At 59.0% G+C, this 23,185-nt stretch carries 19 protein-coding genes; 6 read left to right on the top strand and 13 right to left on the bottom strand.

Annotated features, from left to right (window positions below):
* Positions 1–20: 20 nt before the first annotated feature.
* On the top strand, positions 21–923 hold the full coding sequence (locus tag ACOYXE_RS17720; RefSeq protein WP_160055984.1) for a DMT family transporter: 903 nt from the start codon (positions 21–23) through the stop codon (positions 921–923).
* Positions 924–942: 19 nt separating this feature from the next.
* Here ACOYXE_RS17720 and ACOYXE_RS17715 read toward each other — a convergent pair whose 3' ends face one another.
* The 5 genes from ACOYXE_RS17715 to ACOYXE_RS17695 form a co-directional block, all read right to left on the bottom strand.
* Entirely contained in the window at positions 943–1,452 is a 510-nt protein-coding gene (locus ACOYXE_RS17715; RefSeq protein WP_160055986.1) for a DUF2165 family protein, read from the bottom strand.
* Positions 1,453–1,600: 148 nt separating this feature from the next.
* The gene (locus ACOYXE_RS17710) at positions 1,601–2,575 is read right to left on the bottom strand and encodes a 2-hydroxyacid dehydrogenase (protein ID WP_460926354.1); all 975 of its coding nucleotides are present in this window, start codon (positions 2,573–2,575) and stop codon (positions 1,601–1,603) included.
* 430 nt (positions 2,576–3,005) lie between these two features.
* Positions 3,006–3,485: a hypothetical protein gene (locus tag ACOYXE_RS17705; protein ID WP_160055990.1), complete on the bottom strand. Its 480-nt coding sequence runs from the start codon at positions 3,483–3,485 to the stop codon at positions 3,006–3,008.
* Positions 3,486–3,815: 330 nt separating this feature from the next.
* On the bottom strand, positions 3,816–4,190 hold the full coding sequence (locus ACOYXE_RS17700) for a DUF6124 family protein (RefSeq protein ID WP_460926353.1): 375 nt from the start codon (positions 4,188–4,190) through the stop codon (positions 3,816–3,818).
* A 400-nt stretch (positions 4,191–4,590) separates the two neighbouring features.
* Positions 4,591–5,559, bottom strand: coding sequence for a LysR family transcriptional regulator (locus ACOYXE_RS17695; RefSeq protein ID WP_102900633.1), 969 nt, complete (start codon positions 5,557–5,559; stop codon positions 4,591–4,593).
* A 279-nt stretch (positions 5,560–5,838) separates the two neighbouring features.
* Here ACOYXE_RS17695 and ACOYXE_RS17690 point away from each other — a divergent pair, with 279 nt between their 5' ends.
* From ACOYXE_RS17690 to ACOYXE_RS17675, 4 genes are all read left to right on the top strand, one after another.
* Positions 5,839–7,338 (top strand): efflux transporter outer membrane subunit, encoded by a 1,500-nt coding sequence (locus ACOYXE_RS17690; RefSeq protein ID WP_460926352.1) that lies wholly within the window; start codon positions 5,839–5,841, stop codon positions 7,336–7,338.
* Positions 7,339–7,479: 141 nt separating this feature from the next.
* On the top strand, positions 7,480–9,672 hold the full coding sequence (locus ACOYXE_RS17685) for an FUSC family protein (protein WP_160055996.1): 2,193 nt from the start codon (positions 7,480–7,482) through the stop codon (positions 9,670–9,672).
* A complete protein-coding gene (locus ACOYXE_RS17680) occupies positions 9,662–9,862 on the top strand; it encodes a DUF1656 domain-containing protein (protein ID WP_007914106.1) in 201 nt (66 codons plus the stop codon). The genes ACOYXE_RS17685 and ACOYXE_RS17680 overlap by 11 nt, the downstream gene beginning before the upstream one ends.
* Before the next feature lie 10 nt (positions 9,863–9,872).
* On the top strand, positions 9,873–10,739 hold the full coding sequence (locus ACOYXE_RS17675; RefSeq protein ID WP_460926351.1) for an efflux RND transporter periplasmic adaptor subunit: 867 nt from the start codon (positions 9,873–9,875) through the stop codon (positions 10,737–10,739).
* 108 nt (positions 10,740–10,847) lie between these two features.
* Here the strand turns inward: ACOYXE_RS17675 and ACOYXE_RS17670 are convergent, their stop codons facing one another.
* Together ACOYXE_RS17670 and ACOYXE_RS17665 are read right to left on the bottom strand one after the other, a co-directional pair.
* Positions 10,848–11,672, bottom strand: a complete 825-nt coding sequence (locus ACOYXE_RS17670; protein WP_160056002.1) for an SDR family oxidoreductase — start codon at positions 11,670–11,672, stop codon at positions 10,848–10,850.
* A gap of 37 nt (positions 11,673–11,709) precedes the next feature.
* Positions 11,710–12,174: a multidrug transporter gene (locus tag ACOYXE_RS17665; protein WP_160056004.1), complete on the bottom strand. Its 465-nt coding sequence runs from the start codon at positions 12,172–12,174 to the stop codon at positions 11,710–11,712.
* A gap of 155 nt (positions 12,175–12,329) precedes the next feature.
* Here ACOYXE_RS17665 and ACOYXE_RS17660 point away from each other — a divergent pair, with 155 nt between their 5' ends.
* The gene (locus ACOYXE_RS17660) at positions 12,330–15,089 is read left to right on the top strand and encodes an RHS repeat domain-containing protein (RefSeq protein ID WP_460926350.1); all 2,760 of its coding nucleotides are present in this window, start codon (positions 12,330–12,332) and stop codon (positions 15,087–15,089) included.
* A gap of 77 nt (positions 15,090–15,166) precedes the next feature.
* Here ACOYXE_RS17660 and ACOYXE_RS17655 read toward each other — a convergent pair whose 3' ends face one another.
* The 6 genes from ACOYXE_RS17655 to ACOYXE_RS17630 all read right to left on the bottom strand — a co-directional run bounded on the left by ACOYXE_RS17655 (position 15,167) and on the right by ACOYXE_RS17630 (position 23,179).
* Positions 15,167–16,618: a mannose-1-phosphate guanylyltransferase/mannose-6-phosphate isomerase gene (locus ACOYXE_RS17655; RefSeq protein ID WP_077571209.1), complete on the bottom strand. Its 1,452-nt coding sequence runs from the start codon at positions 16,616–16,618 to the stop codon at positions 15,167–15,169.
* A 215-nt stretch (positions 16,619–16,833) separates the two neighbouring features.
* A complete protein-coding gene (locus ACOYXE_RS17650; RefSeq protein WP_007914291.1) occupies positions 16,834–17,490 on the bottom strand; it encodes an alginate O-acetyltransferase AlgF in 657 nt (218 codons plus the stop codon).
* Positions 17,491–17,504: 14 nt separating this feature from the next.
* Positions 17,505–18,680, bottom strand: a complete 1,176-nt coding sequence (locus ACOYXE_RS17645; RefSeq protein WP_160056006.1) for an alginate O-acetyltransferase — start codon at positions 18,678–18,680, stop codon at positions 17,505–17,507.
* 10 nt (positions 18,681–18,690) lie between these two features.
* Positions 18,691–20,256: an MBOAT family O-acyltransferase gene (locus ACOYXE_RS17640; protein WP_160056008.1), complete on the bottom strand. Its 1,566-nt coding sequence runs from the start codon at positions 20,254–20,256 to the stop codon at positions 18,691–18,693.
* Between the two features lie 329 nt (positions 20,257–20,585).
* On the bottom strand, positions 20,586–21,710 hold the full coding sequence (locus ACOYXE_RS17635) for a mannuronate-specific alginate lyase (RefSeq protein WP_460926349.1): 1,125 nt from the start codon (positions 21,708–21,710) through the stop codon (positions 20,586–20,588).
* 8 nt (positions 21,711–21,718) lie between these two features.
* On the bottom strand, positions 21,719–23,179 hold the full coding sequence (locus tag ACOYXE_RS17630; RefSeq protein WP_077571213.1) for an alginate O-acetyltransferase: 1,461 nt from the start codon (positions 23,177–23,179) through the stop codon (positions 21,719–21,721).
* Positions 23,180–23,185: the final 6 nt, after the last annotated feature.

Below are 23,185 nucleotides of genomic sequence, written 5' to 3'. Positions count from 1 at the left end.
CCTACCGAGGAGTGTGTGCCATGAACCTGTCGTTGTACTTGCTGACCGTGCTGATCTGGGGCACTACCTGGATTGCCCTGAAATGGCAACTGGGCGTGGTGGCGATTCCGGTGTCGATCGTCTATCGCTTCGGCCTTGCCGCGCTGGTGCTGTTTGCGCTGTTGCTGCTCAGCCGCCGTCTGCAACCGATGAACCGCCGTGGGCATTTGATCTGCGTGGCTCAAGGGTTGTGTTTGTTCTGCGTCAATTTCATGTGCTTTCTGACCGCCAGTCAGTGGATCCCGAGCGGTCTGGTCGCGGTGGTGTTCTCAACCGCGACGTTGTGGAACGCGCTGAATGCGCGGGTGTTCTTTGGCCAGCGCATTGCGCGCAATGTGCTGATGGGCGGTGCACTTGGGTTGTTCGGCCTGGGCATGTTGTTCTGGCCGGAACTGGCCGGGCATCACGCCAGCCCGCAAACCTTGCTCGGTCTCGGCCTGGCGTTGTGCGGCACCTTGTGTTTTTCGGCGGGCAACATGCTTTCGAGTCTGCAGCAGAAGGCCGGCCTCAAACCGCTGACCACCAACGCCTGGGGCATGGCCTACGGCGCAGCGATGCTGTCGGTGTGGTGCCTGTTCAAAGGTATTCCGTTCGACATGGATTGGAGCCCGCGTTATGTCGGTGCGTTGCTGTATTTGGTAATCCCTGGTTCGGTGATCGGCTTCACTGCGTATCTGACGCTGGTCGGGCGCATGGGGCCGGAGCGGGCGGCTTACTGCACGGTATTGTTCCCGGTGGTGGCGCTGAACGTCTCGGCTTTTGCCGAAGGTTATCAATGGACAGCGCCGGCGCTGGTCGGGCTGGTGCTAGTGATGCTGGGTAATGTTCTGGTGTTTCGTAAACCGAAAGTGGTGTCGACGCCGGTGCAGGGAAAGTTGGCCTGAAATAAACCAGCGCTGAACCTCAACGCTCGACTTTCAAGGTGATGTAAATCATTACCGGGAATATGAAGTCAACGATATGCCGTGCCCAGTCCTTGGCATTCCAGGATTGCGAAGTGTCCATGTCAAACCATTCCACTCCAACTGTCTGCAGGCAGACGTAATAAATGAAAATCGCCGTCAGTATGCCCATGATCGAGAACTTCTTCGCCTCGTGGAATACTTCTGCGGTCGCATTTATGTGGCGATATAGCTGATAGGTGCCTATCAGGCACAGCAAGGTATACGTGACTTCCAGCGTGATGATGAACCAGTAGATCCGGTGATGAATCATCGGTGATTCAATGGCCCGATACTTGATGGATTCACTGGCGGTGGTGGTGTCCATACTGAGGATATGAGCCACGTAGGTGTAGTTTGAGTTGTAGTCAGTAAAGTTGTGGATCATCACCAGCAGGCCAAAGAAACTGATGTAAGCCATCAAAATAACTTTGCTGTAACGGATAAGTTTGTCAGTGGTCAGGGCGTTCAAGGTTTTTGCTCTCCATAGCGCTTGTCGATAATTCGATGGCCAGGCAGAGCTTATAATGCTGTTGTTTGATTTTGTTTGTTGTTCGATTTCAAGTTGTGTATTGGCGTAACTAACGGGCAACTGCGATAGCGCACTTGCCCGTGTTTTTTTATCCGCGCCAGACTTGCGGGTTGACCAGATCCTGCGGGCGTTCGCCGAGCAGGGCGCTGCGCAGGTTGGCCAGTGCACGATTGGCCATGGCTTCACGGGTTTCATTCGTCGCCGAGCCAATGTGCGGCAGGGTCACGGCGTTACTCAACTGGAACAGCGGCGACTCGGCCAGTGGTTCTTTTTCGTAGACGTCGAGGCCGGCGCCACGAATGCGCTTGTTTTGCAGGGCTTCGATCAGGGCCGGTTCATCGACGACCGGACCACGCGATATGTTCACCAGGATGGCATCGGGTTTCATCAGCGCCAGTTCGCGATGGCTGATGAGGTGGCGGGTTTTTTCACTGAGCGGCACCACCAGGCAGACGAAGTCGGCTTCGCCGAGCAGTTGATCGAGGCTGCGAAATTGCGCGCCGAGTTCTTGCTCCAGTTCAGTCTTGCGGCTGTTGCCGCTGTAGATGATTGGCATGTTGAAGCCGAAGCGGCCACGGCGGGCGACGGCCGCGCCAATGTTGCCTATGCCGACGATGCCGAGTGTTTTGCCGTGGACGTCGCAGCCGAACAGCGGGGCGCCGACGCTGACTTGCCATTGCCCGGCCTTGGTCCAGGCGTCGAGTTCGGCGACGCGGCGGGCGCTGCTCATGATCAGGGCGAAGGCGAGGTCGGCGGTGCTTTCGGTGAGCACGTCGGGGGTGTTGGTGAGCATGATCCCGCGTTCGTTGAAGTAGTCGAGGTCGTAGTTGTCGTAGCCGACGGAGACGCTTGAGACCACTTCGAGTTTTGTTGCGGTTTCGAGTTGGGCCTGGCCGAGTTTGCGGCCGACGCCGATGAGGCCGTGGGCGTGGGGCAGGGCTTCGTTGAATTGGGCGTTGATGTCGCCGGCTTTTGGGTTGGGGACGATGACGTCGAACTCTTGTTGCAGGCGTTCGATCATGGGTGGGGTGATGCGGCTGAAGGCCAGGACAGTCTTTTTCATCGTTTTTGGCTCTTGTTCGGGCTTGATACCAAGCACGCTAACATTTCTGGCTTGGGGTTGTCTTGGCGGCCTCTGGGCCGACCATGTTCTTGGGGGGGGGGTGTATATCCGTTGCTGCGGGTGTTGCTGATTAGGGTTCCGCCCTTACGGCGGGTCACTTTTTCCAGACGCCGAAAAAGTAACCAAAAAGGCTTGCTCCTACGTGCGGCCCGCTCGCTGGGGCTCGGGGTTCCTTCGCTGCGGGATCGATCCGGGCGCAGCGCCTACGGTTTGCTTCGCTGCACCTCCTCTCGCTGTGTTTGGCTGCGCCAAACGGTCGCTGCGCTCCCACCCCCGGATCAATCCCTCCACTCAGCCTTCCGACGTCGCCCGTGGATCAAGATCAAGAGCAGGCGAGCTGACACTCGGCCTATTTGCGCCTGCACTTGGTTCAGACTTTACGACCTGTCTTCTTGATAAACTCAAGGCCTTGGACATCAATCTGACCATGATGAACTTGATGCAGCTCATCTGTGTCGAAATTTACAAAACTAAAGTTGAAGGCTGCCTTGAAAGTTCCCTTGGCAATATTAAATTCTTCTATAAAAATAAACCCTGCATTTTTAGCGCTTGTATAGCCTTTTGTGTGTAAACCTGACGTATATGAGAATCTGAATGGAGAGGGAAAGAGCGCCGCGCTGAATTCATGTCTTCCATGTTTAATGTCTATGTCAAATTTGAGGTTGATGGTGAATGAAGTGGTGTCGGTTTTTTGGTAAGTTGCTTTTAGCGCGACTACATTATTGTCGGTGACAAAATGGTCGGGTTTTCCTTCGAACTTGTCGGTGATGTAGTCTTTGTTTAGTTTGGCAGTTACAGTGCCTTCACCTGATTTATCAAGGTTTTCGAGCTTCAGATCTTTAATGGGCATGTCTTGCTCCTTCAAGCTTATGTCGGGTTGACGACATTCATTGTTCGGCTGAAGGGATTAAAGCGCTACTGTCAGATCTGACAGGTTTACTATATCGATTGGCTATTAAGGTTTTTCGGAAGATGTTTTTTGAGACTTGATTGCCCACTTCAGGTTTGCGGCCATTGGACGATGCTTAAGGCCCTCATCCGGCATCATTCAAGGTAGAGGGAGCCGATTTGTGGGCCTTTCAAAACCGGAGCTCGACTCGGTATTTCACGTCGGCGTAACTCTCCCAAACCCCACGGTCAGTCCCCTCTCCCTCCGGGAGAGGGTTAGGGTGAGGGGCTTTTAGCTGTGTCCCGGAGATTGGGAGATTTCGTGGTTATCCAGCACGCGGTTCACCGCCAGTTCAGCGAGCATGATGATCTGCTGAATCGCCAGAATCGTGCGCCGTTGCGGCAGGTCGATGTAGGCGGCGATGTCGCTGGTCATCAGGCTGGCCTGGGCCAGTGATTCGCAGGCGTGGACCAACAGGCTTTCGCTGTCCTGCTCTGGAGCGACCTGGAACATGGTGCTGGGTTTGTGGAAGCGCAGGGTGAGGGCGTTGGGTTTGAGGTAGTGGTCGAGGGCGCGTTCGGCGGCTTCGTGGAATTTCTTCGAGCCGGGGAATTCGTAGGGGGTGGTGTCGTCGGTTTCAGGTGGATTAGGCGTTGGTTTGAACATAGGAAACATACTCGTGGCAAGTTGAGTTGAAGCTGCCACGTTTCGTTTTCCAGGCGAAAGGGTGGCAGCTGTGCGCGGACTGGAAAAACCGGTCAACTCACCAAAACCGGCAGGCCCAAGGGCCTCCCGCGCACAGCCGCCATAACATTGCGAGCTAAAAAGCGCCGCAGTATGCCATGAGCTTTGGTAGTTGAAATCGGGTTTTCCAGACCCGGTCGCTGATGCGTCAGCGACACCCAAATCCTAGCCACCGCACTTCCGACGGACAACCGTCAAAACCTGTCGGAAACATCCGTGAAATACCCGTTTCTGTAGGCTCTGCCGTAGGCTGCGATTAAACATCAAGATCAAAAGATCGCAGCCTGCGGCAGCTCCTACGGGGTTCGTGGTGTGTTGAAAATCAGTTGGCGACACGCACGCCGGCGAGGCTGCCGCTCAGTTCATAGGCGGCCAATTCGGCCTGGTGGGCGGCGAGAATCTCTGGCAGCGAGCCGCGCAAATACTCAACCCACGTCTTGATCTTCGCATCCAGATATTGTCGCGAGGGGTAGATCGCATACAGGTTCAGCTCTTGCGAGCGGTAGTTCGGCATGACCCGCACCAGCGTGCCGTTGCGCAAGCCTTCGATCGCCGCATACACCGGCAACACGCCCACGCCCATGCCACTGGTGATCGCGGTTTTCATCGCGTCGGCGGAGTTCACCAAAAATGGCGAGCTGTTGATGGTGACCATTTCCTGGCCTTCCGGGCCGTCGAAGGCCCATTTTTCCAGGGGGATTACCGGGCTGACCAGACGCAGGCAGGCATGGTTGAGCAGGTCGCTGGGTTTTTGCGCGGCGCCGTTGGCTTTCACGTAGGCGGGTGATGCGCAGACGATGCTGTAGGTGATGCCCAGACGTTGCGAAACAAAACCCGAATCCGGTAGTTCGCTGGCGAGCACGATCGATACGTCGTAGCCCTCGTCGAGCAGGTCCGGCACGCGGTTGGCCAGGGTCAGGTCGAAGGTCACGTCCGGGTGGGTCTTGCGGTAGCGGGCGATGGCGTCGATGACGAAGTGCTGGCCGATGCCGGTCATGGTGTGCACTTTCAATTGCCCGGCCGGGCGCGCGTGGGCGTCGCTGGCCTCGGCTTCGGCTTCTTCGACGTAGGCCAGAATCTGTTCGCAGCGCAGCAGGTAGCGTTTGCCCGCTTCGGTGAGGGCAATGCGCCGGGTGGTGCGGTTGAGCAAGCGGGTTTGCAGGTGGGCTTCCAGATTGGAGACCGCGCGCGAGACGTTGGCGGTGGTGGTGTCGAGTTGCACGGCAGCGGCGGTGAAGCTGCCGGCTTCGGCGACACAACTGAAGGCGCGCATGTTTTGCAAAGTGTCCATGGGGTGCTCTCAAGGGAGATGGCAAATTGTGACACGAAGTTTCAGGGGCGAGACCCCCGACCAAGGGATTATCTCGTTAACCGTAACAAAGATTCACAGAAATCCCAGCTTATCGCCATTGAGGGCGCCCCCTAGAATTGCGCCGATCCCTGTAGGAGCTGCCGAAGGCTGCGATCTTTTGATTTTGGTTTAAGGGAATCAAGGTCAAAAGATCGCAGCCTGCGGCAGCTCCTACCGAGAGCAAGCCCCGCCTTATCCTCTTCTCAGGAATTCGCAGCTGTGCCGCGTCGCATCAACAGAGCGCTTTTGCCGCTCAGTGTTCTGGCTTTTACCCTGGGTCTCAGCGGCTGCATCTCAACCGAAGGAATTGCCCCGCAAGGCAAGGCGTTGGAGGCCAATTCACTGGCTACCGATGACGCCATCGCCCACGCCACCCGTGACGCCAATTGGCCCACCGCGCAATGGTGGCAAGCCTACGGCGACCCGCAACTCAATCGCTGGATCGACCTCGCCGTGCAGGGCAGCCCGACCATGGCCATGGCCGCCGCGCGAGTGCGTCAGGCCAAAGCCATGGCCGGCGTCGCCGAGGCGGCTGAGTCGTTGCAGATCAATGGCGACTCGACGCTCAAGCGCCACAACTGGCCGACAGATCAGTTCTACGGGCCGGGCGAGTTGGCCAACACCACCACTTGGGACAACAACGCCGCACTGGGTTTCAGCTACGCCCTTGACCTCTGGGGCCGTGAAAGCAATGCCAGTGAACGCGCGGTGGATCTGGCGCACATGAGCGCGGCCGAGGCGCGGCTGGCGCAGCTGGAATTGCAGAACAACATCGTCCGCGCCTATATCGAACTGTCGCTGCATTACGCCCAGCGCGACATCGTCGCGGCGACGCTCAAGCAGCAGCAACAGATTCTCGATCTGGCGCAGAAGCGCTTGAACGGCGGGATCGGCACCCACTTCGAAGTCAGCCAAGCCGAAACGCCACTGCCGGAAACTCATCGTCAGCTCGATGCGCTGGACGAAGAAATCGCCCTGAGTCGCAACCAGATCGCCGCGCTCGCCGGCAAAGGTCCGGGGGCGGGCGCGCAGTTGCAGCGCCCGACCCTGTCGCTCGGTGCTGCGCTGAAACTGCCGTCTGTCTTGCCCGCCGAACTGCTCGGCCAGCGTCCGGATGTGGTTGCCAGTCGCTGGCAAGTGGCGGCGCAGGCTCGTGGAATCGATGTGGCGCACGCCGGGTTTTATCCCAACGTCGATCTGGTCGGCAGCCTCGGTTACATGGCCACCGGCGGTGGCGCGCTGGAGTTTTTGACCGGCAAGAAACTCAACTACAACGTCGGCCCGGCGATCTCGCTGCCGATCTTTGACGGCGGGCGTTTGCGCTCCGAATTGGGCGAGGCTTCCGCCGGTTATGACATTGCCGTGGCGCATTACAACCAGACGCTGGTGAATGCGCTGAAGAACATTTCCGATCAGTTGATCCGCCGCGAGTCGATGGACAAGCAGCAAGGTTTTGCCGCCGAGTCGGTGGCCACGGCGCAGAAGACCTACGACATCGCGATGATCGCTTATCAACGCGGCCTCACCGATTACCTCAATGTGCTCAATGCGCAGACGTTGTTGTTCAAGCAACAGCAAGTTCAGCAGCAAGTGCAGGCGGCGCGGTTGAGTGCGCATGCCGAGCTGGTGACTGCGTTAGGCGGTGGCCTCGGGGCTGGCAACGATGTGCCGACTGCCGAGAAAACCCAAGCGCCGAAAACCCCGGCACTCCTGCGTTGAACACACAACCCATTGTAGGAGTGAGCCTGCTCGCGATAGCGGTGTTTCAGTCGACAGAAATGTTGAATGTGAAATGGCTATCGCGAGCAGGCTCACTCCTACAGGGACCGCGTTTTACCTGAATATTCTTGAGTACATTGAATGACTCCCTTGCCCGCACCTCTGCGCTGGCTCTACTCCCTGGAATGGCGCCGGGGTTTCTTCGACTGGGCGCGCAGCGATGGCGTGACCTGGGTCTACATCTTCAAGGTGTTGCTCGCCGCGTTTCTCACCCTGTGGCTGGCCATGCGCCTGGAATTGCCACAACCACGCACGGCGATGATTACCGTGTTTATCGTCATGCAGCCGCAGAGCGGCCAGGTGTTCGCCAAGAGTTTCTATCGCTTCCTCGGCACGCTGGCCGGGTCGGCGATGATGGTCACGTTGATCGCCTTGTTCGCGCAAAACACCGAGCTGTTTCTTGGCTCGCTGGCGATCTGGGTCGGCATCTGCTCGGCCGGTGCCGCACGTTGCCGCAACTTCCGCGCCTACGGTTTTGTCCTTGCCGGCTACACCGCCGCGATGGTCGGCTTGCCTGCGCTGGCGCACCCGGACGGCGCGTTCATGGCTGCCGTATGGCGAGTGCTGGAGATCTCGCTGGGGATTCTTTGCTCGACCGTGATCAGCGCCGCGATCCTGCCGCAAACCGCCAGCGCCGCCATGCGCAACGCCTTGTATCAGCGTTTCGGTGTGTTCGCGCTATTCGTCACCGATGGCCTGCGCGGACGCAGCAAAGCCGAGTCTTTCGAGGCGAGCAACGTGCGCTTTATCGCCGAAGCCGTGGGGCTGGAAGGGCTGCGCAGCGTGACCGTATTCGAAGACCCGCACATGCGTCGGCGCAACGGCCGATTGAGTCGTTTGAACAGCGAGTTCATGGGCATCACCACACGCTTCAACGCCTTGCATCAGTTGCTTGAACGTCTGCGCGGCAACGGCGAAGAACACGTTGTCGCAGCGATCAGACCGGGCCTGCAGGATCTCGCCGAAGTGCTCGACGGCTTCAGCGGCCGCGCCCTGACCAGTCCCGACGCAGCACGCTTGGCGACAGCGCTGGCCACCTACAAGGAAGGCTTGCCAGCACGTGTACGAACCCTGCGGGGCATCTTTCAGGACACCGATCCGAGCGAAGCCGAACAACTGGATTTCCACACCGCCTACGAATTGCTCTACCGCTTCGTCGACGATCTGCACAGTTATGCACAGACCCACGCTTCGCTCGCCGACCACCGCCACGAACGCGAGCGCTGGGACGAGCCATTCACCCCGCAAACCAACTGGTGGGCGGCCGCTGCGTCGGGCATCCGTGCCTCGTTCATTCTGGTAGTGCTCGGTAGTTATTGGGTTGCTACCGCATGGCCAAGTGGCGCGACGATGACGTTGATTGCCGCTGCGACCGTGGGCCTGTCCGCCGCTACGCCGAACCCGAAACGCATGGCATTTCAAATGGCCTGCGGCACCTTCCTCGGTGCGCTGATCGGCTTCGTCGAGATGTTTTTCATCTTCCCGTGGATCGATGGTTTTCCGCTGCTGTGTGTGATGCTCGCGCCGGTGATCGTGCTTGGCTCGTTCCTCACCTCGCGCCCGCAGTACGCCGGTGTCGGCCTCGGGCTGCTGATCTTCTTCAGTACCGGTTCGGTGCCGGACAACCTGACCATTTACAACCCGTACACCTTCATCAACGACTACATCGCCATGGTCATGGGCATGTTGGTCTGCGCCGCTGCGGGGGCAATTATTCTGCCGCCGAACAGCCGCTGGTTATGGAAACGTCTGGAGCAGGATCTGCGCGGCCAGGTGGTCTATGCAATCAGCGGCAAACTCAAAGGCCTGGCGTCGAGCTTCGAGAGCCGTACCCGCGATCTGCTGCATCAGGCTTACGGTCTGGCGGCTGGGGAGCCGAAGGTGCAAAAGAATCTGCTGCGCTGGATGTTTGTGGTGCTGGAAGTCGGCCACGCGATCATTGAGCTGCGCAAGGAACAGGCGATCCTGCCGGTGCACCCGGCCTATGCCGAATCGCAGCCGTGGCGCCAGGCGATCCGCGTGATGGGCCGCGCGCTGGTGAGGCTGTTTCTGCAGCCGAACTCCAGCAATCTCGAACGCGCACTGGTCGCGGTCGATCATGCGATCAGCCGCGTAGCGGCGACCGATGAGCCATTCGCGCCGCACTTCGATACCTCAGCATTGCGTCGGGTGAAGAGTTATCTGCACTTCATCCGTACCTCGTTGCTCGACCCGCAATCACCGCTCGCTGCTTACGCCATCGCCAAGCCCGAAGGACTTGCCCATGCCTCGTGAAATCGCTTTCCACGGCGTGTACATGCCGACCATGACTTTGATGTTTTTCATTGCTGCGGCACTGGCCTGGGCGGTGGACCGCTTCTTGTCGGGGTTCGACCTATACCGTTTTTTCTGGCACCCGGCGCTGCTGCGTCTGAGTCTGTTTACCTGTCTGTTCGGCGCCATGGCGCTGACTGTCTACCGTTGAGAACGTCACGATGAAAAAGTTTTTCAGCCTGCTCGCGACCCTGCTGGTGCTGGCCCTGGCGCTGTGGATCGGCCGCACGTTGTGGGAGCACTACATGAACACGCCCTGGACCCGTGATGGTCGGGTTCGCGCCGACATCATCAACGTCGCCGCCGACGTTACCGGTGAGGTAATCGATGTGCCGGTGCGTGACAACCAATTGGTGAAGAAGGGCGATCTGCTGATGCAGATCGACCCCGAGCATTACCGCATTGCGGTCAAACAGGCGCAGTCGCTGGTCGCCTCGCGCAAGTCGACCTGGGAGATGCGCAAGGTCAATGCCCATCGCCGCGCCGACCTCGACAACCTGGTGATCTCCAAGGAAAACCGCGACGACGCCAGCAACATCGCTGACGCCGCGCTTGCCGATTACCAACATGCGCAGGCGCAACTGGAAGCGGCCGAGCTCAACCTCAAACGCACCGCAGTGCGCGCGGCGGTCGACGGTTATGTGACCAACCTCAACGTGCATCGCGGTGACTACGCGCGCATCGGCGAGGCGAAAATGGCCGTGGTCGACATGAACTCGTTCTGGGTTTACGGCTTCTTCGAAGAGACCAAATTGCCCCACGTGAAAGTCGGTGATAAAGCCGACATGCAATTGATGAGCGGCGAAGTGCTCACGGGCCACGTGGAAAGCATTTCCCGTGGCATCTACGACCGCGACAACCCGGAAAGCCGGGAGCTGATTGCCGATGTGAACCCGACGTTCAACTGGGTGCGGCTGGCCCAGCGAGTGCCGGTAAGGATTCACATTGATGAGGTGCCAGAGGGTGTTTTGTTGGCGGCGGGGATTACTTGTACGGTTGTGGTGAGTCAGAGCGCTGTGGATAACTGATGGACCGGCTCGTCTGCATCGCGAGCAGGCTCACTCCTACACTGGATCTGTGTGACACCGAAGATCCCCTGTAGGAGCGAGCCTGCTCGCGATGGCGTCGGCGCGGTCTCAGAGCCGCCCGCGCAAACCGAAGCGCTTCATCAACGTCGACTCCAGCAAACCCTTGGGCAACAACGCCGCCAACAACGGCAACGCGCGGCTGCCGTTGCCGATGCGGATCAAGCGTGGCGGTTTGCTCTGCTGCACAGCTTTCAACAGTTCAGCCGCAAATTCATTGGCCGGCGTCGGCTTGTCCTGTGACGCCTTGGCCCGCGCGCGAATGCCCTCACGCAGCGGAAACCATGGCGACTGCTCGTTGATCAATTGCTCGGCTTCATGCCCGGCGTTCTTGGCAAAACTCGACTGGATCGCCCCCGGCTGCACCTCCATCACGCGAATCCCGAACGGTGCCAACTCCATGCGCAGTGCATCGCTCAACGCATGCACCGCTGCTTTCGAGGCGCAGTAAGCACCGGCAAACGGTGTGACCAATACCCCGGAAACACTGCCGATATTCACCACTAATCCTTTGGCCCGGCGCAGCACCGGGAACAGCGCACGGGTGACACCGACAATCGAGAACACATTGGTTTCGAACTGGCGCTGCATCGCCGCAACACCGCCATCGAGCAGCGGCCCCATGGCGCCGTAACCCGCGTTGTTGATCAGCACATCAAGGCCGCCGTGTTGCTGGTTGATCCGCTCGCCAAGTTGCTCCAGCGCGGCGCTGTCATTGACGTCGAGTTGCACGGCGGTGAACCCGGTAGACGCCAGCAACGCCACGTCTTCAGCCTTGCGCGCACTGGCCCAGACTTCGTAACCGGCGGCTTTGAACGCATCGGCGAGGGCGCGGCCGATGCCGCTGGAACAACCGGTAATCAACGCAACGGGCATGGCGCATTCCTTGTGCAAAAGAGTGAGGAAGGGAGGATCAATCGGAGAAACTACCCTGCAATCGCTCGGCGCGAAACTCCAGGGTTTGCGGGCGATAACCAGGGCGTAGCGGCGGCATGGGCAGGCAGTCTTCCCACTCGCCGCCGGCCTGCAGTTCGCCGGGGCCGCGATAGCGCGGAGCGGTGTATTGGTTGTCGGCCAGATTGACCGTGTCACCCGGCGCGTAGGCGGCGATGCGCCAGCGCAGTTCGGTCAGGGGCACATCGTTGCTGTTTTTCATTTTCAGTTGCAGCGGACGATCGGCCGGGCATTGCTGCGGGGCATAGCTGATGCGCATCTCAAGGCGCGCCAGTTGCTTGATCTCGCGGTTGTCCAGCCACACCACCCACATGGCCACGAAACCCAGGCCAATCGCCGCCGCCACCGAGACCGGCAGGGCCTTGGCCGGGTAGCGCAGCAGGAGGATCAACCAGGTGATGACCAGCAGAATGCCGATGAACATGTTGGAACGCTCCAATAGGTCGTGAGCACCATCCTACCGAAGGCCCGCTGGAATGGACATTTGTTGCGCAGGTGATTTAACCGTTGGTCGGAACTGTGATTTCTGACAGTAGGCACTTCGCGACACGTCTGCTCAGATGTTTGCAGGCGCAGAAAATGCAGGCGAGCTATATGGACATTCACAGCAAAACACCGGTGCTGGCCGTAACCGATCCGCGTGGTTTGACCATCTGCAGGGTCGATTATTGGCGCTGCGATGCCAGCCAGGTGCCTGAAACCCGTCTTCATCGCACAGCGCGTGATGCGGCCGGCCACCCGGTGAAGCAGTGGGACCCGCGATTGTGGGCACTGCAAAGCGATGATCCGCTGGCACCGGCCAATCTGGACACCGTGTACTCGATGAACGGGCACGTTCTGCGCTCGAACAGTGTCGACGCCGGCATGCAAATCAGCCTGCTGGGGCTGGGTTCAGAAACACTGACGTATTGGGACAGCCGAGGTACCCGCCGGGACCGTGAGCATGACGCGCTATTGCGGCCGACAGCGGTGTTCGAAGAAGGCGGATTGCAGCCACGCCGTTGCGCCGAGCGCTTTGTTTATGGTCGGCCGGGTGTTGCCGATGCAACCCGTAATCAACTTGGCCAGCTGCTTCGTCACGATGATCCGGCGGGAAGTGTGTTGTTCGATGCCTTCGCCATCAGTGGAGAAAACGTCGAAAACACCCGGCATTTCACCCTCGAACCCGTCTCTGCCGATTGGCCCGAACCGATTGATGAGCGCCAGCGTTTGCTGGAACCCGGTGAGGGGGCAACCACGCGTTGGCGTTTCGGGCCACTCGGTGCGTTGCTGGAACAAGTCGATGCACGGGGCAATCGACATGGCAACGAATGGACGCTTGATGGCGGTTTGCGGGCGTGCCATTTGCAGTTGAAGCATCAGACTGAATGGCTGGCGGTGGTTTGCGATATTCACTACAACGCAGAAAGGCGGGTCACGCAGGAGCGGGCGGGCAATGGCGTACTGACAACGCTGACCTACCGTCAAGAGGATGGGCGTCTGATAGAGCGTCACGCCAAAAACAGTCAGGGCGTGGTCTTGCAGCATCTGCTGTACCAATACGACCGGACAGGCAATGTGCTGAGCATCGAAGACCGGGCGCTGCCCGTGCGCTACTTCGCCAACCAGCGCATCGAACCGATCAGCTGCTTCATCTACGACAGCCTCTACCAGTTGAGCGAGGCCAGCGGCTGGGAGGCGGGGGCGGGCGATGGTGGCCCGACAGCGATCGCCAATTACTCGCAACGTTACCGTTATGACGCTGGCGGCAATTTGCTCAAGTTGATCCACGTGGGGGCACAAAGCCCAGGTCATGATCTGCAGGCTGCCCGCTCCAGTAATCGTTGCCTGCCGTGGCGTAATGGCGTGCCGCCCGATGAGGTAGAGATTGGCGCTGCATTCGACGCTCGCGGCAATTTACTGCTGCTGGATCAAGGGCGGCGGTTGCAGTGGAATCTGCGCAATCAGCTGCAATCGGTAACGGCAGTGCGACGCGATGCGCGCGCGGATGATGGCGAAGTATTTTTCTACAACGGTCACGGCGAGCGCGTGAGCAAGATGCGTACGTTGCAGAACCATGCTCGCAGTGTGGTCTCGCAGGTGCGTTATCTGCCGGCGCTGGAATTGCGCACGGACAGCGGCACCGGTGAGGCATTACAGGTCATCACGGTGCAGACTGGCCTGAACAGTATTCGCGTCCTGCATTGGGAGAGCGTGCCGCCGACAGGCGTCAACGATCAATATCGCTACGGTTTCAGCGATCATCTGGGATCGATCAGTCTTGAACTGGATGCAGATTCACGCTTGATCAGCCGGGAGCATTTCTACCCGTTTGGTGCGACTGCGTGGAGTGAGGAAAGCGAGGTCAGTTACAAAACCCTGCGTTACTCGGGCAAGGAGTGCGATGCAACGGGTCTGTACTACTATGGTTTCCGTTATTACATGCCGTGGTTGCAACGCTGGTTGAATCCTGATCCTGCCGGTGCCATAGACGGGCATAACCGTTATCGGGCAATGCGCAACAACCCCATCGTGTATACCGACGGGGACGGGCGCAAGCCAGGCAACAAAAACGGTGATCGGGTTTATCATGAGCTTGCCGAGCAAAAACTGGTCAATCCGCTGCAAGCTGCCGGAATGCAGCCGGTGCGCAACTATTTTGAAGCCAGCAATGATCCCAAAGTACAGGCCTACCGTAAGGCCATTCCCGATGAATTGGCAAAGCTGGGAGCCAAAAGCGACTCTCTGCTCAATACCCATGAAGCCCATGTGAGGGCGGCGGTCAGAACACAGACCGCATCGCCATCAGGGCCCATTCTTTATCACTCCGGTGAGCTGCTCTCTGCGGGCATGAGCAAGATTATCGGGGAGCAGAACACCAGTCGGATAATGGGCCCGATGTCGGTTGCCTTCAACAGTCCGACCGAAGACCCGCAGGTTCTTGCCGGCAGGCGCGATGCTGTGGCGAAGACCTTCAAGACCGGTGGACAACTGTTGATGCATGCAGCCCATCCCGCGGCCCAATTACTCGGTGCAGCCAGTACCGCGATGGGTAACGTCATGGAAATCTCGGAAGCGCAGACGCGTGTGCAGTACAGGATGTTGAATACGCCGGCCAATGTGGCGATGAACGTCCCGGGGGATAATGCGCAGATATCTTTTCAATCATTCCAGCAAACATTCACTTTGCCTCAGCAATCGCTGTTTTCAGAGGCGTCGGCGGCGCCAAGTGAATGGGCACAACAGTTATTGGCCGTCGCCTTTAAGCCGCCACCGCTACAGATCGTTCATGCGAACGATTATTCAGTAAACGATGACGAATATCTTGATCGTCCGCGTCGAGGCTCACATTACGGTTAAGTAAAAAAGCCCCCGCCCAACCCACTGCGGATAGGGGACGCAGCGGGCTGGACGGGGGCTTCTTGTTCTACTGAACGTTATTGCGCGATGGTCTTCACCGACACGCCGCGTTCGATCGGGGTGGAACGGCCGTAGATATCTTCGAAGCGTTCGATGTCGTCTTCGCCCAGGTACGAACCCGACTGAACTTCGATGATTTCCAGCGGGATCTTGCCCGGGTTGCGCAGGCGATGCACCGAGGCGATCGGGATGTAGGTCGACTGGTTTTCGCAGAGCAGGAACACGTTTTCATCGCAGGTCACTTCGGCGGTGCCGCTGACCACGATCCAGTGTTCGGCGCGGTGATGGTGCATCTGCAGCGACAGGCACGCGCCCGGTTTCACCGAGATGTGCTTGACCTGGAAACGCCCGCCCATGTCCACCGAGTCGTAGGAACCCCACGGACGATAGACTTCGCAGTGGTTCTGGGTTTCGCTGCGGCCTTGCTCGTTGAGGGTGTTGACCATCTGCTTGACGCCCTGAACCTTGTCTTTGTGGGCGATCATCATGGCGTCTTTGGTTTCGACCACCACAATGTTTTCCAGACCGATCACCGACACCAGTTTGCCGTTGCCGTGGATCATGCAGTTCTTGCTGTCCTGAATCACCACATCGCCCTTGGTGACGTTACCGTTGGCGTCTTTCTCGTTGACTTCCCACAGCGACGACCAGCAACCGACATCGCTCCAGCCAGCGGTCAGCGGTACCACGCAGGCGCGCTGGGTTTTTTCCATGACGGAGTAGTCGATGGAATTGTCCGGGCAGCAGGCGAAGGTCGCTTCGTCGAAGGTGATGGTGTCGGCGTCTTGCTGGCTGCGTTCGAGGGTCAGCAGGCAGGTGTCGTAGATGTCCGGATCATGCTTTTTCAGTTCTTCAAGGAAGCGGCTGGCGCGGAACAGGAACATGCCGCTGTTCCAGTAGTAACCGCCGGATTCGACGTACTCGGTGGCACGTTTGACGTCAGGTTTTTCGACGAAGTGCGAAACGCGGCTGACGCCTTCGGGCAGCAGCGAATCGCCGGTGGATTTGATGTAGCCATAACCAGTTTCCGGTTTGGTCGCCGGCACGCCGAACAGGACCATTTCGCCATTTTCGGCGGCGACGGTGGCCAAGGCCAGTGCGCGTTGCAGGGCTTTCTGATCTTCCAGCACGTGGTCGGCCGGCAGCACCAGCATCAATTCGTCACGGCCTTCATTGACCAGCATCATCGCGGTCAGCGCCACGGCCGGTGCGGTGTTGCGGCCGAACGGTTCCATCAGGATGCGCTGGCATTCCAGATTGCGGTTGCTCAACTGCTCGTTGACGATGAAACGGTGATCCTTGTTGCAGACCACGATCGGGGTGTCCATGCCTTCGAACACCAGGCGCTCGAGGGTCTGCTGGAACAGAGTGTGTTCGCCGGTCAGGGCGAGGAATTGCTTAGGGAACTGCTTACGCGAAAGCGGCCAGAGACGCGAACCGCTACCACCTGACAAGATCACCGGAATCATATTGTTTACTCCATAAAATCGATTGGTTAGAGGCACGAACGCTGTGTCGTTTCACTCTTGTTTTTGTCTCGTATCCGAACTGACAACCCGATCCCCTGTAGGAGTGAGCCTGCTCGCGATTGCGGTGGGTCAATCAACACATTCTTTGAATGTGAAACCGATATCGCGAGCAGGCTCACTCCTACATGGGGAAAAGCGTCAGTTCGGAAAAATTGTTAGCGGGTAGATACCGGGCGCTTTACCCAGACTGGCGACAGGCTGCTGCCGCTGCCGGTGACGTACAGCACTGCTGCTTCACCGCGTTCCAGAGCGACCGGTTTGACGTCGCCGACTTTCTTGTCACCTTCGTACAGCGCCAGGCTGACTTTCACCGGGTTGATTTCACGTTCGCCACGGCCCTTGGCGGCCACGTTCGGCACCACGTCGGTCTTGCCGTCGGCAGTCTTCAGGGTCAGCGGCTTGTCGCTGAGGTTCTGCACGCGCACCAGGGATTTCTGCTTGTTCTTGAACGGCGGCTCTTCGATCAGTTGCGGCGCGCCGGAAGCGTTGTTGACCAAGGTGTAGTAGTGGTCCCCGGCGAGTTTCACCGGCAGGGTCTGGCTGCCGACCTTGGCGCTGTAATCACCGCCCGGCATGAAGCTGAAGTCGCTGCTGGCCAGTGGCGCAACGTCGCTCAGGTTGGTGCTGCCAACGGTGGCGCTGACTTCTGCGTTGCTGGCGTTGTAGACACGCACGAAGGTCGAGCCTTTCGGTGCGGTCGGGCCGTACAGTGCGGCGTCGCCACCGGCGAAGGCAGGCACGGAAAGCACGCTGAGGCCAGCAACCAGAGCGAAGCTTTTAGCGAGACGACGAGGAGTAGTAGTGAAAGTCATGGTGTACCTCTCTTTCAGTTTTGCGCCCGATCGGGCGTCTCGGATTTAGTGTTGATTGCTACGTTTTGTTGGCGCGCGCCGGCTTGTTTAAGCTCTGCGACCCACTGCGGGTCGGCGTCGCCGATTTCGTTGTTCACAGGCAGATAACGTTCAGGAAACTCCCAGATCAGCACCTGTGGCGGGCTGTTCTTGAAGTCATCGCTTTTCAGGTAGCTGAGCATCGGCAGGATCGGGCCGTGGCCGTCTTCGGCGTAGCTCACCACGTCGCTGTGCAGCGCCTGTTTCAGTGCACCGACGAAGTTCCAGTTGGGGTTGGCGCTGTAGCTGGTGCCGACCAGTGCGACCGGCACTTCATTGCTGGCAAACAGCGCGTCGTCACTGGCAGGCTGATCGCCGGCCGCGACGGTGTTGCGCTTTTGCAGTGGTTCTTGCGCCGGCATCAGGTTTTCGAACAGCGGATCGAGCGGCAGGAACAAGCGCAGATCGCCCTTGTGCGTAACCTTTTCCGCTGGCGTGGTGACGAAGCGCTGTGGCTCGCCGCTGAGCGGGAACTTGTCGGCGATGGTTTTCGCCAGGGTGTTCGCGGCAATTTCGGCACCTTCCGGCGTCCAGTGGGTGTCGGTGCGCAGGAACACTTGCTGACCGTTCTGCTTGGCCTGTTGGAAAGGCTTGAGCAGGTCAGGGGCGAGGATCTTGTCGGCGGCTACACGAGCATGGAAATCCTGATAGAGATTTTCGTGGATGCTCGCTGGTTTCACTTCACCCAGATGCTCCGGGTACAGACGAACCTTGGCCGGCACGATCGCCATCACCAGTTTCACGCCTTTCTCTTTGAGGGTCTGGCGCACGCCTTCGACCAGCGCGTAGTTGCCTTGCAGGTTCAGCTCTTCGTTGACGATCGGGTTGAATTCCTCATCGCTGTACAACCACTGATCGCGACCGAGCACCACGCCCGGACGACCTTCGTTGAACAGTTTGAAATCCAGCGCGGCCCAGAGGTTGGTGCCCAGACGCTTGATCGGGAATTCTTCGTCGTAATGAGTTTCCACAGCCTTGGTCCAGCGGCCGTTAAGCACCGTTGCGTCGGCGTTGGTGCTGAAGCCGAAGAAGCTGCGAACCGACCACAGACCCAAGACCAACAGGGTCACCAGGAACAGGGCGATGTAGAAGATGCGTAATGAGCGGGTCATGTCAGATCCCTCAGAACTGGAAGTAAAGGAACGGCGAGAAGCTTTGCGCCGAAAGTTTGAGAATCGAGGCGATGAACAGCAGCAGGATCAGGCCGCGCATCACGTAGCGTGACCAGTCCGCGCTCCAGTAGGCCGGTTGCACCTGGGCTTCGACGCCGACGGTGTAGCCAGGCTCGTGGATGCTTGCCGGATTTTCGCCGGGGGCCGCTTTGATCATTCCCGGGGTCGCGGTGGCAGGGCCGTTGGCCTCGACGTTGACTTCAGGTTTGGTTTTGGCCGGCGGCTGGTTGGTGTACAGATCGCGCAGGCCGAAGAAGGCCAGCGTCACGTACGCCACTACCAGAGTCGCCACTTGCAGGCCGGTGAGGCTGGCCTGATTGAGTTCCGACAGCGACCAGTCGCCGAAGCTGAACATCGCGCCGTACATGCGCCCGGCAACGTGCAGGTTTTCGGCACGGAAGATCACCCAGCCCATGACCACGAGCAGGAAGGTCAGCGCCCAGCGAATCGGGTTGAGGCTGCGCGGAGAGGTGTTCAGGCCCAGCGCTTTTTCAATCGCCAGCCACATGCCGTGCCAGGCGCCCCAGACGATGTAGGTGATGTTCGCGCCGTGCCATAGACCGCCGAGGAGCATGGTCAGGAACAGGTTGCGATACGTCATCAGCGTGCCTTTACGGTTACCGCCGAGGGTGATGTACAGATAGTCACGCAGCCACGTCGACAGGCTGATGTGCCAGCGACGCCAGAACTCGGTGATCGACTGGCTTATGTACGGCTGTTTGAAGTTTTCCATGAAGCGGAAACCCATCATCAAGCCCAGACCGATGGCCATGTCGCTGTAACCGGAGAAGTCGAAATACAGCTGCGCGGTGTACGCCAGCGCGCCAAGCCAGGCATCGCCGGTAGTCGGGTTTTGCAGGGCGAAACAATGGTCGGCGACCACCGCGAGGGTGTCGGCAATGAAGACCTTTTTGATGAAACCCTGCATGAACCGCGTGCAGCCCTCGGAGAATTTGTCGAGGGTATGCGTGCGGTTGTTGAACTGGTCGGCGAGGTCGCGGAAACGCAGAACCGGGCCGGCGATCAAGTGCGGGAAGATCGCCACGAATGCCGCGAAGTCGATCAGGTTGCGCGTCGCCGGGGTATCGCCGCGATACACGTCGATGATGTAGCTGATCGACTCGAAGATGTAGAACGAGATACCGATCGGCAGCAGCACGTGGGTGAGGATGAACGGCGACAGACCCACCGACGTCATCATCGCGTTGATGCTATCGACGCCGAAGTTGGCGTACTTGAAGTAGCCGAGGATGCACAGGTCCACCGCGACGCCGAGCAACAGCCAGCGCTGCGCCGGTTTGGTCCGTACGCCGGCGGCACCGACTTTGAGGCCGATCCAGTAGTTCCACAGCGTGACGGCGGCGAACAGCGCGAGGAAGTCCACACGCCACCAGGCGTAGAACACGTAGCTGGCGATCAGCAGCAGCAGGTTGCGATAGCGTTGCCCGCTCAAGTAGTACAAGCCGAGAAAGATCGGCAAGAACAGAAACAGGAACACGTTGGATGAAAATACCATCCCGATCTCTCCATGTTTGAACCAACAGTCAAGGGCCAAAGCCCCCCCAAACCCCCCGTGGTAGTGGAGGGGTGACACAGTGCTTGCTTGAGGTCGGAGCTGGCCGTCAGACCGCGCCCCTCACCCCCCGCCCTCTCCCGGAGGGAGAGGGAGCCTGATCTCCATGGTTTTCAAAAATGGAGATCGACTCGGTATTTCCTTGCAACCTGATCTCGGTTGTTTTTCAACACCTGAGATCGGCTCGGTATTTCATTTCGGCGTAACTCGCGCAGCCACCTCGGTCAGTCCCCTCTCCCTCCGGGAGAGGGTTAGGGTGAGGGGCTTTTGCTTCATGAGCCCTTGTTGCCCTTTTCATGCGACGGGTCGTAGACCTTGGTCAGGTCGCCGCCGAGGCGGAAGGTCTTGAACGGCTGCATGCCGTGCTTCTTCTCGATCACATCAGGCGGGCAGGTGTAGAGCGTGCAGAACGGTTCGAGCCAGGCGAATTTCATGTCCTCTTTCAAGTCGGTCATGTCCTGCTCTTTGCCGTTCTTCTTCTCGAATTCATCCGGGTCTTTCACCCCCGCCAACACCCGATCACCGAGACGCTTCAGCGCACCGTTGTTTTCCTGGCGCAAATCAACCCCGTTGACCTGAGCGAAACTGGCGATCATCGCCAGCGGCGGCAGGGCGTAGTTGTGATAGGCGAGGGCGCGTTGCTGGCGCTTGAGTTCGTTCGGCAGGAAGCCGTCGGCATCGACTTGATTGACGCCAACCTTGTATTCCTTCACCGCCCAGTCAAACAGGTCGCGGCGGTTGGTCGCGACCGAGGTCGCCATCACCGACCATGCAGCCCAGTACGAGTGGTTGTTGGTTTTTTCCAGCGGCAGGTTGTCCCAGTCGCTGACCACCTGATCGGCCATTTTGCTGAACCACGCCTCGATCAACTGCGCTTCCTGCTGATGCTGCGCCAGCGGATGCGAGTCGGAGAACTTCAGACGAATGTACGAAGAGGCCATGCTGCCCAGCGCCCATTTGCGCATCGACTTGCCGGTGTGGTTGAAGTCTTTCGACATCAACGCATCGGCCTTGGTCCACGCGGTCAGCCAGTTCAGCGTGCAATCGAGCTGTTCCGGGCGACCGTCGCGCATGAATTGCATCACGCGTTTGGCGGTGCCGCGTTCCAGCGTGGTGATGTCTTTGGTGGTGTCGCGAAAGGCTTTTTCCGACTGCACGTTCAGCGTCGCGCGGGCCTTGTCCGAACCTTCGTATTTGCTGCGAAATTGCAACGGCCCGGTGTACGGCGTCGGCATCGCATCGCAGCCTTCGCTTTTGTCACCGGTCTTGAATTTATCCACAGGCGCAAAATAGCCCTGAGGTGGACGCAGTGGCGCGGCGGCCTGCGCGGTGCCGGCGAAAATCGCCAGCCCAAGCAGCGTCGGCGCTAAAAGAGTTTTCAGTTTCGAGTTTCGCATAGCAGACCTCATTGCCCGACCTGAGCGGTTTGTTGCCCAGCGCCCGGGAATACGTTGCGTTTGCAGATTTTCGCTTCGACTTTTTGTGGCGCGGTGCCCGCTTCCGGGCCCTGGACTTCGACCGCCAGCAGGTTTTGCGAGGCCCAGTCTTCGTCCGTGCGCAGCTCAAAGGCGAAACGACCGTCGGTGTCGGAGGTTTCCGGTTTCTCGATCTTGATGTCCTCGTGGCGACCGTTCATGTACCAGAGGGTGGCTTGCAGGGTTTTCACCGAAGGGTCGGCGAAGCGGATGTCGACCTGATGGCTGCTGTTCTGCAGGTTCAGGTTCTTGCTGTTGACCAGCAGTTCTTGTTTGCTGCCCGGCTTGAGCGTGGTGCTCGCCGACATTTGCGCGTCTTTGCCTTCGCAGCCATTGTCGAGAAGGGACATCATCTGGCGATAGATGGTTTCCTGATCGAGGCGGTACAGCGGCGAGAATTCCCAGATAAGAATCTTCGGTGGCGTCTTCTGGAATTCGTCGCTGCCGAGGTACTGCAACATCGAGCCTTCCAGACCACCGCCGGGGAAGGCGACGTTGAGAATGTCGGCGCCGATGGCCTCTTCAAGGAAGCCGGCGAAGTTGTAGTTCTTACCGCTGTGCGAAGTACCGACGAGGGTGATTTGCGGGTTGCCGGAATCACCGAACAGGTCGCCGTCACCGGCCTCGCCCTTAGGCTCGGTGGTGAATTGATCCATGTACTGGATCGCGTAACTGGTGCCGCACAATTGCCCGGCCATGTTGTGCAGGGTACCGGTCTTGCCCATGCGCCCGGAGCGCTTGGTTTCGAATTCACGCTTGGGCACGTCGGCGAAGGCCGGGATCTGCTTGACCTTCTCGGCGACGATTTTCGCCGTGCGCTGCGCGCCGTATGGTGTCCAGTGCTGGTCGCCGCGGAAGTAGAAATCGTGGGCGGGCAGGGTGTCCGGCAGCGATTCGTTGGTCAGCGGCGACAGGTCCGGCACCACGTAACCCATCTTGGCGAAACGGCCGAGCATGGTCTTGTAGTTGCCCAGCGCTTTCTCGTAATCGAACGCGGCTTTTTCCTGCGGGTTGAGCTTGTTGCGGTTCACCAGGCCACGGGTCGGCTGATAGACGATCACCAACTCAACGCCTTTGGCTTTGAACGCATCGTGCAGTTGTTGCAGGCGTTTGTAGCCGGCCGGGGTGGTGTTGAACTCGGTGCGCAGATCTTCCTGAGTCCGGAACAGCCAGTCGCCTTGCGCCTGCACCAAGGTGGTGAAGTTCTGCTGGTAACGCGTGGTGTAGTTCTTCGCGTCATGCGCGGCCGGGCACAGGTTGCAGCACGGTTCGGCGCTGAACTTTGGTGGCGTGGCAGCGGCGCCTTCATCGGCGCGGGCGCCGTTGCTGGCCGCGAGAATGCCCACGGTCAGGGCCGACAGGCTGAGTAATCTGATCAAGTGTGGGTGCATAAAATT

Source organism: Pseudomonas sp. MC6 (assembly GCF_054790575.1).
Note: the sequence above shows the minus strand (reverse complement) of the source record. Positions and strands in the feature narration are given on the sequence as shown.